The organism is Marimonas arenosa, assembly GCF_030848945.1.
GTDB lineage: Bacteria > Pseudomonadota > Alphaproteobacteria > Rhodobacterales > Rhodobacteraceae > Marimonas > Marimonas arenosa.
Genome location: NZ_JANHAX010000001.1, coordinates 967,006 through 979,340 on the forward strand (window position 1 = coordinate 967,006; position 12,335 = coordinate 979,340).

The window sequence follows — 12,335 nt, forward strand, 5'->3', positions numbered from 1 at the left end:
CAGCGATTGGAAAAGGGGCCCCGCAATCCGGGGCCCGCTTCGCATGCACCCGCGTCAGTTACCCGCGCGCGTCTTTTCCAGCGTGCTCACCAGCAGATCATAGAGCTCCTGTGCCGGCAGGCCCTGGGCGCTCATGTCGGTGATCCACTGGTCGCGGATCGGACCGGCTGCCGTCGCCCGGAAGTTCTCGAGCTCCGCATCCGAGATCATCACCTTCTGAACGTTCTTCTCGGCCAGCACCTCGTCCCACTTGGCCAGAAGTTTGCCGTAATTGTCGAGGTAGTGCGTAATCGACTCGTCGATCGAGCTGTCCAGCGCCTCTCGCTCAGCATCGGTCAGCGACTCATAAGCGTCGATATTGACCACCACCGGGCAATTGACCGTGCCGGGGTTCAGGTTCGCCGTCCACCAGGTTGCCTGATTGATCGTGCCGAAGCTCAGGTGCGCATGCTGGGCAAAGGCCACGGTATCAACCACGCCCGATTCCATCGCCTGGTAAGCCTCGGGAGCGGGTACCGAGGTTGGCACCCCGCCCACGGCCTTGAACGCTTCGCCGATGCCGCCGGTGGCACGCACCCGCATACCATTCATCTTGTCCAGCGTGTCGCGCGGGTCGCCGGTGCCGACAAGGTTATATTGCGGCATCGGGCTGGTCATCAGGATGCGCGCGTTCCACTGGGCCATCTCTTCGGCCACCGCCGGGTGGGCATAGACCGCGTGGCTCACCGCCACCTCTTCGGCGAGGTTGTCGACCCCGAGGAAGGGCAATTCAAGCACGGTGATGGAGCGATTCTTGTCACGGTGATAGCCGGCGCAGAACTGCGCCATCTCGAAAGCGCCGATCGAAATTCCGTCGAGATTCTCCTTCGGCTTGGACAGCCCGCCATAGCTCACGTTCATGGTGAACTCGCCGCCTGTTTTCTCGCTCACCAGTTCGGCCAGTTTCTCGATATGCTCGGTGAAGGCCCGCCGCTTGCCCCAGACCGACACGTTCCATTCGGTTGCGATCGCCTCGGAGGCAAAACCAAAAGCCAGAGCCGCCACGGCGGCCGTCTTCATCATGTTCATATGAATATCTCCCATTGTGCGGCCGCTCCCCGGGCCGCTTGATCCGGGAGCCTAGCTTGACGCACCGCCCCTGCCAACCCCTTGAAACGCAACGTCGCCGCGCTGACCGGTCAGTTGGCGCTTTGGGACCCGGCATCTGCCTGGTGCGTCCACGGACCCGGCGGCGGTGCGGACGCGGCGGGATGGGCGGGACTGGCGCCATCTCACGGGTTGAGAGCCTGTTGCCGAGCCACGCCCCGACAGGCGCGCCGCGGCCCGCGCTCTACCGCTTTCCAAATCGCTTCCCACAACATATAGTGTCGCGCAAAGACAAAGCGTGCAGGGCAGACACGCGTTTTCAAGGGGCGAGCCGGGCAATGGCACATATAATCGTGGTGGGGAACGAAAAGGGCGGCGCGGGCAAATCCACCGTGTCGATGCATATTGCGACGGCGCTGGCGCGGATGGGCCATTCGATCTCGGCGCTGGACCTCGACCTCCGCCAGAAAACCTTCGGCCGCTACGCCGAGAACCGCCGCCGCTTCCTGCAGAAATCCGGGCTCGACCTGCCCGGACCCGACTATCATGACCTGCCCGAGATCGACAAATCCAAACTGAAACCCGGTGAAAACATCTACGACCACAGGCTGTCCGCCGCCGTCGCCACGCTCGACCCGGACAACGATTTCATCCTGATCGACTGCCCCGGTTCTCACACCCGGCTCTCCCAGGTGGCGCATTCGCTGGCCGACACGCTGATCACGCCCCTGAACGACAGTTTCGTCGATTTCGACCTGCTGGCGCATGTCGATTCCGACGGTGAAACCATCCTCGGGCCCTCGGTCTATTCCGAGATGGTCTGGTCGGCGCGCCAGTTGCGCGCCCAAGCCGGGTTGAAGCCGATCGACTGGGTGGTGATCCGCAACCGCCTCGGCGCCCAGCGCATGGTCAACAAGGAAAAGATGGAACACGTGCTGCAAAAGCTGTCCAAACGCATCGGCTTTCGCATCGCGCCCGGTTTCAACGAACGCGTTATCTTCCGCGAACTGTTCCCCCGCGGCCTGACCCTGCTCGATCTCAAGGACATCGGGGTCAAACAGCTCAACATCTCCAACGTCGCCGCCCGGCAGGAGCTGCGCGACCTGATGAAGGCGCTGAACCTGCCGGGCGTGACGGTCGATTTCTGACCGCACGGTTCGGCCCGCCCATTCAATCCGACCAGACGACACGCAAAAGTTGATTTTGCTCAATGCGTGATTGAACCGCGCCTATTATTAGATCGATTCTCTCCGCCCGGTGGCCGTTCGTCACGGCGGAAAGGTGAGATATCGCCGAGGCGATCTGACAGCCTTCGACACTCAGGGCGCGCCGCATCGAAGGCGCATCCGCCTGAGCGAGGGCTTTCACGGACCCGAGAAAGGACGCCCCGGCCGGTGATGTGGGAGGTACTAGATGAAACCGAAGTCCATTCTTTTCACGCTGTCGCTCGCGCTCGGCAGCGCTGGCGTTGCCGAAGCCCGCACGCTTGGCGCTTCAAACTGCTGGGAGACCGGCGAGGCGGGACCAACGATCCTGTACCAGATCGACGAACGCCTTGGCACATACGCGCCAATCGGCGAGATCGACATTTGCGACATAACCGGCCTGGCCAAGCGGCACAGGGGGTCGATGTATGCCGTCAATGCCGGCACGCCTTTTGAACCGCCGGCGACGCCGATGGAGCCGCACCTGATCCGAATCGTCCCGGATCCAAGCGATCCGGACAGATTGACGGGCGAAATCGTCGGCCCGATCGGCATCGAAAACGACCCCGAGGTCTCGCACTCAATCATTTCCGATATTGCCTATTCCGAGAATGACGAGCTTTATGCCATCGAGTATTTCATTACCCGAATCGATGGCGAACGTCGGGCCGGCAACGCCCTTTGGCGCCTCAACCCCGATACCGGGCGGGCGGAACACCGTATCATCCAGGATTTCGAAAGCAGATTCCTCAGCATCGACTTTTCGCATGACTCCGGCGCGCTCTACGGCTGGGATGTCCACCGCGGGCTGGTCGAAATCGACACGACAACGGGCGTCGTGCGCGATGTGAATGAAGAGGACTATTTTCCTGGAGGCCTCCCGCCGTCGTCACCCAACTTCCGGATCACTTTCACACCATATGGCGACCTTCTGGCGAGCATGTTTGACCCGTATGTTTTGCCGTTGAGCCTCTACTGGATTGACACCGCGACGGGCGAATATCGTACAACGGGCGTGTCATTGGAACCGATCTCTCTGCTGGCAATCGAACATATGGATGATGAGCGGATTCCGTTCGCCCCAGGCCGACGTCGTCCAAGCGGGCCGCCCAGATGGCCCGACAACCTGTTCCTTGTCGAATGCCTGCCCTGCCCGCCCTGCTTTGGCCCGGCCAAGATGTGCGATCCCAGGGTCAACGAAGACTGGGACCGCGCCTTCATCAACGACCCGCGCAGCGAAATCGCCATCAGCTTCAGCCGCGCCGCACTGGGGATGACGGCGAAGGACGGCTTCTTCAAGGCCGGTGCCCCCGTGGGCGATGCCGAAACCGAGCTCTTCGTGGTCACCGCCCCGCTGGCCAATGCCAAGCGCGAAGACAGCGGCGCCGTCATCTTCTTCAATGCCGCGGGTAAGGTCATTGCGCGCATCGACGGCGAAACCGACGCAGAGTTGCTTGGCCAGGACATGGACGTGCGCGGCGATCTCGTCGCTGTGGTGTCGACACAGCGGCTGCTTCGGTTCCGCGGCAGCAAGCTCGTGGCGCAGATGCCGCTCGACAAGGCGCTCTTCGCGCAACGGCAGATCCACGTCGCCTTCAGCGACGATATTGATGGCGACGGGCAACCGGAAATCCTACTCGGCGGCCCGGAAGCCACCGTGAAGGGTCTGCCGTTCGCCGGCTTGCTTCAGGTCGTCGGTTCGAAATCCGGCGAGGTGATCAGCGCGCGTGCTGGCACGCAAGCCGGTCAACGGCTCGGCGATGCGCTGGAATGGGAACAGCCCGTGAAGTAACGCGGCCGGACTGAGGGGGTCGAACCCGGTATGCGATACTGGCGTGATCTCGGATGTTTCAACCTCAAGAACATCCGCGTCGGGCAGATCAGCATTTCCAACGTCTCCGCCCGCTCGGAACTGCGCGATCTGATGAAAGCGCTCGACCGGCCGGGCGTGACGGTGGATTTTTGAACCTACGCGACGTTGCCTACGCATAGCCGGACGGATGCTGAACTGATCGGGTGGAAATGTTGTTCTCTGGCAGCGTTTGCGGGTACGGTTGAAGGGATTTTCCTCTTCTCTCGGGCTTTCAACAACATGAGCCACCTCCCTAAAACGGGCCCAAACCCGATCGCTTTTCTCGGTACTCTTGGCGCAGCAACCGGGATACTGACATTTTTCCTGATCGACACCGAGCTTCACCGGCTTGCCGGCGTCGTCTTCGGACTTGCCGTCGCCGCGTATCTGGTTAAGTCCACTCGCATTTCGTTCAGCCGGGGCGTATTTGTCGTCTGCGCTTTTGGCGCGTCTTGGCTGGCGGCGGTCAATACAGGCTTTGCTCTTTCCGACACGGATCTCTTTGACCGCACCTTCGGTCTTCAGGCTATCGGCGCAATATGCGGGGTGATCGGTGCCGGAATCGTGGCTGCAGGCTGTGCGCTTGTTTATCAGCCTTTCCGAAATCTCGTGAGTTTGACCCGAACAACGTTGATCGGCGGTCTCGCGGGGCTCTTCCTGCAGCTGGACACGGACCTGTTGGTCCTTCTGTTTTTCACCGGGTGGCAAGGACTCGTCGCCATCAGTCTGGGTTTGTCGCTCGCTCGGGATGGCCGCAAAAGTCAGATTCGAATCGAATGAAGTCAAGATATCCCGCGTTCGGGACGAAGCGCGCAGCGGACTCTCATCGTTGACGGGCCAGCGCTACCGTATTCGACACCGCCAGCGCCCCGACGACAATCGCTCCCCCGGCCAGCGCCCATCCCCCCGGGTGTTCGCCGATCACGGCCCACGCCAGCAAGGGTGCCAGCACCGACTCCAGCAGGATCAGCAGCCCCACCTCGGCGCTCGGGATGTATCGTGGCCCCAGCGCCAGCCCGATGGCGCTGACGGTGATGAAGACGCCGTGCAGCGCGACGAAGCCCCATTTGCCCGCCGGCACATCCAGCGGCGAAATCACCAGCATCAGCAGTGCCGATGCGGCGAGATAACCCATCGCCACCATCGGCACCATCGACACGTGGCGCACCTTGCGCGCTGCCGTCAGCCCGGCCGGAAACAACGCCGTCACGCCCAATGCCAACAGATCACCGGTCCAATGTGCACGGGCGTTTTCGCCCGAGCCATAGGCGATGATGGCGAGGCCCACGGCCACCGCTGCCATGGTGACCACCATCCGCGGCGAAATTGGCTCACCCAGAAATATCCGGCTGTAGATACTCGCGAAGACCGGCATCGCCGCGATGATCAGCACGACATTGGCTACACTGGTGAGGCTCACCGCCAGCACGAACAGTATCCCCGCACCCCCGGTGGCGACGAAAAACACCAGCCCGTACCATCCCGTACCCAGAGCCATCCGAATTGGCCCGATCCCGCGAAACAGCAGCACCCAGCCCAGGATCAGCGCCCCCGAGATCGCGCCGCGCCAGAACGAGACCACCAGGGCCTCGCCGCCAATGAGCCGCACAAACAGCGAATCCGGCACCACGAACAGCACGCCCGTAAGCGTGATCAGCAAGCCCTTCAGCTGGTCGCTCATACGACAACCCCCGACAGGTCCTGCCCGGCGCTTGTGGTTGGATAGGCGGAATCGGCGCCGGGTATGATCGCCTCAGCCATCTGCGCCGCCCGCCAGCTTGCGCAGCAGTTTTCGCAACATCTCCGCCTCCTGCGCACTGAAACGCGCCGTCAACCTGGTGTCATAGTCCGCCGCCACCGCGCGCAGGTCGCGATAGGCCTGCCGGCCCGCCGTGGTCAACTCCAGATACTCCACTCGACGGTCGTTCGCATCGCGCTCGCGCGTCAGGAACCGGCGCTGCGCCAGCTTGGCCACCGCCCGGCTGATCTTGGTTTTGTGCATCTTCGAGCGGCTGCCGATCTCCTTGGCCGTCATCCTCCCGTAAATGCCTAGGTGAAACAGCACCCGCCACTCGGTGCGCAGCATGCCGTATCGGTCTTTGTAAACCTGCTGGAACGCCAGGCTGCTTTCCTCCGCCGCCTGGTTCAGAAGGTAAGGCAGAAAGTTCTGCAAATCGAAATCATCTGCTATGCTCATAACCGAAGTTTGACCGTTGTTAGTTACAAACTCAACTGTTAACAGCGCAACCAAAGCGTTTTGCCGATCCCGCCGCGAACCGGGGGCGAACCGCGCCAAACAGGAGACGCGCAATGAACAAGCAGACCTTCCCGCATGCCCTGACCCAGGCGCCGTCGCTGCCGGGGCCGCACCAGGGCTACATGCCCGGATTCGCAAATGATTTCGAAACCGAGGCGCTGCCCGGCGCGCTGCCGCAGGGCATGAACAGTCCGCAGAAATGCAATTACGGCCTCTATGGCGAACAGCTTTCGGGCACGGCCTTCACCGCCCACCCGCCGGAACGGACCTGGACCTATCGCATCCGCCCGTCGGTAAAGCATTCGCACCGCTACAAAAAAATCGATCTGCCTTACTGGAAGTCGGCTCCCAATGTCGACCCGGACGTGATCAGCCTCGGCCAATACCGCTGGGATCCGGTGCCGCATTCGGGCGAAGCGCTGACTTGGCTCACCGGCATGCGCACCATGACCACCGCCGGTGACGTCAACACCCAGGTCGGCATGGCCTCGCATATCTACCTCGTCACCGCTTCGATGAAGGACGCCTATTTCTTCTCTGCCGATTCGGAGCTGCTGGTGGTGCCGCAGCAAGGCCGGCTGCGCTTTGCCACCGAGCTCGGCATCATCGACCTCGAACCGAAAGAGATTGCCATCCTGCCGCGCGGACTCCTGTACCGCGTCGAAGTTCTCGAAGGTCCCGCACGCGGCTTCGTCTGCGAAAACTACGGCGAAAAGTTCGAGCTTCCGGGCCGCGGCCCGATCGGCGCCAACGCGCTGGCCAACCCGCGAGATTTCAAGGCGCCGGTGGCGGCGTTCGAAGACCGCGACGCACCCTCCACCGTCACCATCAAATGGTGCGGCCAGTTCCACGTCACCGAGATCGGCCAGTCGCCGCTGGACGTGGTCGCCTGGCACGGCAACTACGCGCCCTACAAGTATGATTTAAGGACATATTGCCCGGTCGGCGCGATCCTCTTCGACCATCCCGACCCGTCGATCTTCACCGTGCTGACCGCGCCCTCGGGCGTGCCCGGCACCGCCAATATCGACTTCGTGCTGTTCCGCGAACGCTGGATGGTTGCCGAAGACACCTTCCGCCCGCCCTGGTATCACAAAAACATCATGTCCGAATTGATGGGCAATATCTATGGCCAGTACGACGCCAAGCCGCAGGGCTTCGTCCCCGGCGGTATGTCCCTGCACAACATGATGATCCCGCACGGCCCCGACAAGAACGCCTTCGAGGGCGCGTCGAACTCGAACCTCGGCCCGGACAAGCTTGAAAACACGATGTCTTTCATGTTCGAAACCCGCTTCCCGCAACACCTGACGGCCTTCGCCGCGCAAGAGGCGCCGCTGCAGGACGACTACATCGACTGCTGGACCGATCTGGAAAAGAAATTCGACGGCACGCCGGGTAAGAAGTGAATACGTGGCGGGCTGAAGCCCGCCCTACCCACCGCACGCAGGGCGGGCTTCAGCCCGCCAACCGATACAAGGAACCACCATGCCTCTCGCGAAATCCTGGGTGACCTCCGCCAATTCGGCCACCCACCCCTTCCCCCTCAACAACCTGCCCTACGGCGTCTTTTCGACCGACTCGCTAGACCCGCGCTGCGGCGTCGCCATCGGCGACATGATCCTCGACTGCCAGCGAGCCGAGGAAACCGACCTCATCTCGGTCACCGACGATCCGCTGTTCGACGTACCCTTCTGGAACGAGGTGATGGAGGAAGGCCCCGACCTCTGGTCGGCCCTGCGCGACCGTCTAACCCAGATCCTCGCCGAAGGCTCGCCCGACCGGGAACGCGCCGAACCGCTGCTGGTGCCGCAATCGCAGGTCGAAATGCACCTGCCCTTTCTGGTCTCCGAATACACTGATTTCTACGCCGGCCGGAACCACGCCTTCAATGTCGGCACCATGTTCCGCGGCCCCGAAAACGCTCTGCCGCCCAACTGGCTGCACATCCCCATCGGCTATAACGGTCGCGCAAGCTCGGTCGTGGTCTCCGGCACCGACATCCGCCGCCCCTGGGGCCAGCTGAAATCGCCCGATCACGACCTGCCCGCCTTCCTGCCCTGCCGCCGGTTCGACCTCGAGCTGGAAATGGGCGCTATCGTCGGCCAGCCGTCGGACGGCCCGATCACCGTCGACGAAGCCGACGCTAACATCTTCGGCTACGTGCTTCTGAACGACTGGTCGGCGCGCGACATCCAGGCCTGGGAGTACCAGCCGCTGGGGCCGTTCCAGGCCAAGGCCACCGCCACCTCGATCAGCCCCTGGATCGTCACCAAACACGCTTTGGAACCGTTCCGCTGCATGACGCCCGAGCGCGAGTTCGAGCTTCTGGACCACCTCAAGGATACCGGCCCGATGCTCTATGACATCGACCTCCGGGTCACCCTGGCGCCCGAAGGTCAACCCGCGACCGAAATCGCGCACACCAACTACAACCAGCTCTACTACTCCGCGGCGCAGCAACTGGCGCACCACACCACCAGCGGATGCCCGATGAATCCCGGCGACCTGCTGGGCTCCGGCACAATCTCGGGCCCCACCAAACCCGAACGCGGCTCGCTTCTGGAACTCTCCTGGGGCGGCAAAGAACCGCTCACGCTCGACACCGGCGAAACCCGGTCCTTCCTCGAAGACGGCGATACGCTCACCCTGCACGGGGAGTGCCACGGCGATGGTTACACCATCGGCTTCGGCAGCTGCACCGGCACCGTTCTCCCGGCGCTCGAAGACCCTTACGCCCGCTAACTGCTTCATCTTGCTTCAAATACTCCTGCCGGAGGCATCCTACCGTTCCACCGGCGGCATCGACAAAAGGAAACGCACCATGGCCAAAGCATTCGCCTCCCAGGGCGACATGACGGAAAAGAAAATCAGCTTCACCGAAGTGGGCGACGGGCTCTATGCCTTCACCGCCGAGGGCGATCCCAATTCCGGCGTTATCATCGGTGACGACAGCGTGATGGTGGTCGAAGCCCAGGCCACCCCGCGGCTGGCGCAGAAGGTGATCGATTGCATTCGCGAGGTGACCGACAAGCCGATCTCCCACGTTGTCCTCACCCACTACCACGCCGTGCGCGTGCTCGGCGCCTCGGCCTTCAGCGCGCCGCAGGTCATCATGTCCGACGCCGCCCGCGCCATGGTCGTGGAACGCGGTCAGGAAGACTGGGATAGCGAATTCCAGCGCTTCCCGCGACTGTTCGAGGGCCATGAGTCGATCCCTGGGCTGACCTGGCCCACCACCACCTTCTCCGACGCCATGACCGTCTACTTGGGCAACCGCCGTGTCGACATCATGCATCTCGGCCGCGCCCACACCGCCGGCGACGCGGTGATCCACGTGCCGGACCAGAACGTGATGTTCACCGGCGACATCGTCGAATACCACTCGGCCTGCTATTGCGGCGACGGTCACTTCGGCGACTGGGGCGACACGCTCGACGCAATCAAGTGGTTCGATGTCGACGCCATCGCGCCGGGCCGCGGCGATGCGCTGGTGGGCAAGGAAATGGTCAACGCCGCCATCGAAAACACCCGCGATTTCGTCGAGTCGACCTTCCGCCCGGCGGCCCGCGTCGCCGCCCGCGGCGGCAGCCTCAAACAGGCGTGGGACGCGGTGCGCGCCGAATGCGATCCGAAATTCGCCGACTACGCGATCTACGAACACTGCCTGCCGTTCAACGTCGCCCGCGCCTATGACGAGGCCCGCGGCATCGACACGCCGCGGATCTGGACCGCCCAGCGCGATCTGGAAATGTGGGAACAGCTGCAGGGATGAATGTGAGTTTTCTTGGATAAATCGCGAGTCCCGGCTCTGACGCAGATCAAGGGAAACGAAACCCTGGCGTGAGATGCTCGCCGTATCTGCGCCCGCCGCCCCGAGGAGAGACCATGAACAAGATCTTCGAAGTACCGCTTTACCGCTATGAACGGTCAGCCGATCAGGACGCCTCCGTGCCCGTCCGTCACCCGGTGGTGGTGATCGGCGCTGGCCCGATCGGGCTGGCCGCCGCCATCGACCTGGCGCAATCGGACATCCCCGTGGTGATCCTCGACGACAATGACAAGGTCTCCTTCGGCTCGCGCGCCATCTGCTTCGCCAAGCGGCCGCTCGAGATTCTCGACCGCCTCGGTTGCGGCCACGAGATGGTGGAAAAGGGCGTCGAATGGGATGTCGGCAAGGTCTTCTTCGACGACCGCGAGGTCTATCGCTTCGACCTGCTGCCGGAAGACGGCCACGAGTTCCCCGCCTTCATCAACCTGCAGCAATACTATTTCGAAGAATACTTGGTGAACCGGGTGCGCGAGCTGCAGGGCCAGGGCGCGCCGATCGAGATCCGCGGCAAAAACCGGGTCGAAGCCATCGGCAGCCATGACGACCATGTCCGGCTCGAAATCGAAACCCCCGAAGGCCCCTACACGATGGAAGCCGACTGGCTGATCGCCTGCGACGGCGCCGGTTCGCCCACCCGCCGTATGCTCGGTCTCGATTTCGTCGGCCGGGTTTTCGAAGACAACTTCCTGATCGCCGACGTGATCATGGAGGCCAATTTTCCCTCCGAGCGCTGGTTCTGGTTCGACCCGCCGTTCAACAAGGGCCAATCGGCGCTTTTGCACAAACAGCCCGACGATGTCTGGCGGATCGACTTCCAGCTCGGCTGGGACATCGACAAGGACGAAGAACTCAAGCCCGAAAACATCGACCGCCGCCTCAAGGCGATGCTGGGCGAAGATGTGCAATACGAACTCGAATGGTCCTCGATCTACACCTTCCAGTGCCGCCGGATGGAAAAGTTCCGCCACGGTCGGGTGCTGTTTGCCGGCGACGCCGCCCATCAGGTTTCGCCCTTCGGCGCCCGCGGCGCCAATTCCGGCCTGCAGGACACCGACAACCTGATCTGGAAGCTCAAGCTGGTGATGGAGGGCAAGGCCCCCGAGGCGCTGCTCGAAACTTATGATTCCGAGCGCATCCACGGCGCTGACGAAAACATCCTCAACTCGACCCGGTCCACCGATTTCATTACGCCGAAATCCGAGATGTCCCGCATCCTGCGCGACGCGGTGCTCGATCTCAGCGAGCACTACGACTTCGCCCGCCCGCTGGTCAATTCGGGCCGGCTCAGCGTGCCCTGTACCTATGACGGCTCGCCGCTCAATTCGGCCGACGCGCTCGAAGGCGGGCCATCACGCACCCGGCCGGGCTCGCCCTGCCCCGACGTGCCGCTGGGCGACGACTACCTGCTGCCGCAACTGGCCAACCGTTTCACGCTGCTGACCATCGACGCGGATGCACCAGATGAATTCGAAGAAGACGGTATCAAGGTCGAACGGCTCGCGCTTTCGGTGACCGACGACAAGACTCTGGCGCTGAAGCAGCGCTATCTCGGCACCGCGGACTCGGCTGTCTATCTGATCCGCCCCGATCAACACGTCGCCGCCCGCCGCGATATCTGGAACGAAACCCTCTTCCGCGCCGCCCTGCGCCGCGCCACGGCCAAGGAGTGATCCGATGAGCGAGCTCAACCTCACGCCCAATATCGACGGCGCCGACGATTTCTATGCCGAGCTTCTGGCCGCGCACGAACCGCTGTCAAAAGAAGACAGCGACGCGCTCAACGCGCGCCTGATCCTTGTTCTGGCCAACCATATCGGCGACCGCGGGGTGCTGTCGGCGGCAATCGAGGCCGCAAAACCAAAGGCTTAGGTTGCAGCTCCGAAGGATGGGTGTGGCTTGCTGCGACCATTGATGGCGGCCCGTTCGCTCGCCGACCCGCGGGGTGGCGAAGCAACGTCTCGGCAAGGCACCTGATCCCAGCCAAGTCCTTGAGACCTAGGCATTCTCCAAAACATCACCCGGGCGAGCGGAGCGGCGGTCGCACGGCCGGTCAAAACGCTTGTGTCGGTGCCTGCGGCATTGACTGAAGGCCGGCACCAGCCT

Annotated in this window: 12 protein-coding genes; 9 read left to right on the forward strand and 3 right to left on the reverse strand. The window is 62.8% G+C overall.

From position 1 onward, the window contains the following. Positions 1 to 54: 54 nt before the first annotated feature. Positions 55 to 1,068 carry a C4-dicarboxylate TRAP transporter substrate-binding protein gene (locus NO357_RS04745; RefSeq protein ID WP_306734458.1) on the reverse strand — a complete coding sequence of 338 codons (1,014 nt, stop codon included), beginning with the start codon at positions 1,066 to 1,068 and terminating at the stop codon, positions 55 to 57. 356 nt (positions 1,069 to 1,424) lie between these two features. On the opposite strand from NO357_RS04745, the gene NO357_RS04750 reads away from it, so the two are divergent. The 4 genes from NO357_RS04750 (at position 1,425) to NO357_RS04765 (ending at position 4,923) form a co-directional block, all read left to right on the forward strand. Then, positions 1,425 to 2,234: a division plane positioning ATPase MipZ gene (locus NO357_RS04750; protein WP_306734459.1), complete on the forward strand. Its 810-nt coding sequence runs from the start codon at positions 1,425 to 1,427 to the stop codon at positions 2,232 to 2,234. Between the two features lie 265 nt (positions 2,235 to 2,499). Further along, positions 2,500 to 4,083, forward strand: coding sequence for an SMP-30/gluconolactonase/LRE family protein (locus NO357_RS04755; protein ID WP_306734460.1), 1,584 nt, complete (start codon positions 2,500 to 2,502; stop codon positions 4,081 to 4,083). 30 nt (positions 4,084 to 4,113) lie between these two features. After that, positions 4,114 to 4,257 carry a hypothetical protein gene (locus tag NO357_RS04760; RefSeq protein WP_306734461.1) on the forward strand — a complete coding sequence of 48 codons (144 nt, stop codon included), beginning with the start codon at positions 4,114 to 4,116 and terminating at the stop codon, positions 4,255 to 4,257. Between the two features lie 126 nt (positions 4,258 to 4,383). Then, the gene (locus NO357_RS04765; RefSeq protein ID WP_306734462.1) at positions 4,384 to 4,923 is read left to right on the forward strand and encodes a hypothetical protein; all 540 of its coding nucleotides are present in this window, start codon (positions 4,384 to 4,386) and stop codon (positions 4,921 to 4,923) included. A gap of 43 nt (positions 4,924 to 4,966) precedes the next feature. Here NO357_RS04765 and NO357_RS04770 read toward each other — a convergent pair whose 3' ends face one another. Together NO357_RS04770 and NO357_RS04775 are read right to left on the reverse strand one after the other, a co-directional pair. Further along, positions 4,967 to 5,824, reverse strand: a complete 858-nt coding sequence (locus tag NO357_RS04770) for a DMT family transporter (protein WP_306734463.1) — start codon at positions 5,822 to 5,824, stop codon at positions 4,967 to 4,969. Positions 5,825 to 5,896: 72 nt separating this feature from the next. Further along, positions 5,897 to 6,340, reverse strand: a complete 444-nt coding sequence (locus NO357_RS04775; protein WP_306734464.1) for a MarR family winged helix-turn-helix transcriptional regulator — start codon at positions 6,338 to 6,340, stop codon at positions 5,897 to 5,899. A 113-nt stretch (positions 6,341 to 6,453) separates the two neighbouring features. Between NO357_RS04775 and hmgA the strand changes: the two genes are divergently transcribed. The 5 genes from hmgA (at position 6,454) to NO357_RS04800 (ending at position 12,101) form a co-directional block, all read left to right on the forward strand. Further along, a complete protein-coding gene (gene hmgA / locus NO357_RS04780) occupies positions 6,454 to 7,809 on the forward strand; it encodes a homogentisate 1,2-dioxygenase (protein WP_306734465.1) in 1,356 nt (451 codons plus the stop codon). Positions 7,810 to 7,888: 79 nt separating this feature from the next. Then, positions 7,889 to 9,145, forward strand: a complete 1,257-nt coding sequence (fahA, locus tag NO357_RS04785) for a fumarylacetoacetase (protein ID WP_306734466.1) — start codon at positions 7,889 to 7,891, stop codon at positions 9,143 to 9,145. A 79-nt stretch (positions 9,146 to 9,224) separates the two neighbouring features. Then, entirely contained in the window at positions 9,225 to 10,175 is a 951-nt protein-coding gene (locus NO357_RS04790; protein ID WP_306734467.1) for an MBL fold metallo-hydrolase, read from the forward strand. A 113-nt stretch (positions 10,176 to 10,288) separates the two neighbouring features. Beyond that, positions 10,289 to 11,902 carry an FAD-dependent oxidoreductase gene (locus NO357_RS04795; RefSeq protein ID WP_306734468.1) on the forward strand — a complete coding sequence of 538 codons (1,614 nt, stop codon included), beginning with the start codon at positions 10,289 to 10,291 and terminating at the stop codon, positions 11,900 to 11,902. Positions 11,903 to 11,906: 4 nt separating this feature from the next. Beyond that, positions 11,907 to 12,101, forward strand: a complete 195-nt coding sequence (locus NO357_RS04800) for a DUF2783 domain-containing protein (protein ID WP_306734469.1) — start codon at positions 11,907 to 11,909, stop codon at positions 12,099 to 12,101. The last annotated feature ends 234 nt before the right edge of the window (positions 12,102 to 12,335 follow it).

Coding starts and splice junctions, on each gene's coding strand:
- fahA (WP_306734466.1), top strand. CDS start 7,889: ATGCCTCTCGCGAAATCCTGGGTGACCTCCGCCAATTCGGCCACCCAC.
- NO357_RS04770 (WP_306734463.1), bottom strand. CDS start 5,824: ATGAGCGACCAGCTGAAGGGCTTGCTGATCACGCTTACGGGCGTGCTG.
- NO357_RS04800 (WP_306734469.1), top strand. CDS start 11,907: ATGAGCGAGCTCAACCTCACGCCCAATATCGACGGCGCCGACGATTTC.
- NO357_RS04750 (WP_306734459.1), top strand. CDS start 1,425: ATGGCACATATAATCGTGGTGGGGAACGAAAAGGGCGGCGCGGGCAAA.
- hmgA (WP_306734465.1), top strand. CDS start 6,454: ATGAACAAGCAGACCTTCCCGCATGCCCTGACCCAGGCGCCGTCGCTG.
- NO357_RS04765 (WP_306734462.1), top strand. CDS start 4,384: ATGAGCCACCTCCCTAAAACGGGCCCAAACCCGATCGCTTTTCTCGGT.
- NO357_RS04795 (WP_306734468.1), top strand. CDS start 10,289: ATGAACAAGATCTTCGAAGTACCGCTTTACCGCTATGAACGGTCAGCC.
- NO357_RS04775 (WP_306734464.1), bottom strand. CDS start 6,340: ATGAGCATAGCAGATGATTTCGATTTGCAGAACTTTCTGCCTTACCTT.
- NO357_RS04755 (WP_306734460.1), top strand. CDS start 2,500: ATGAAACCGAAGTCCATTCTTTTCACGCTGTCGCTCGCGCTCGGCAGC.
- NO357_RS04790 (WP_306734467.1), top strand. CDS start 9,225: ATGGCCAAAGCATTCGCCTCCCAGGGCGACATGACGGAAAAGAAAATC.
- NO357_RS04760 (WP_306734461.1), top strand. CDS start 4,114: ATGCGATACTGGCGTGATCTCGGATGTTTCAACCTCAAGAACATCCGC.
- NO357_RS04745 (WP_306734458.1), bottom strand. CDS start 1,068: ATGAACATGATGAAGACGGCCGCCGTGGCGGCTCTGGCTTTTGGTTTT.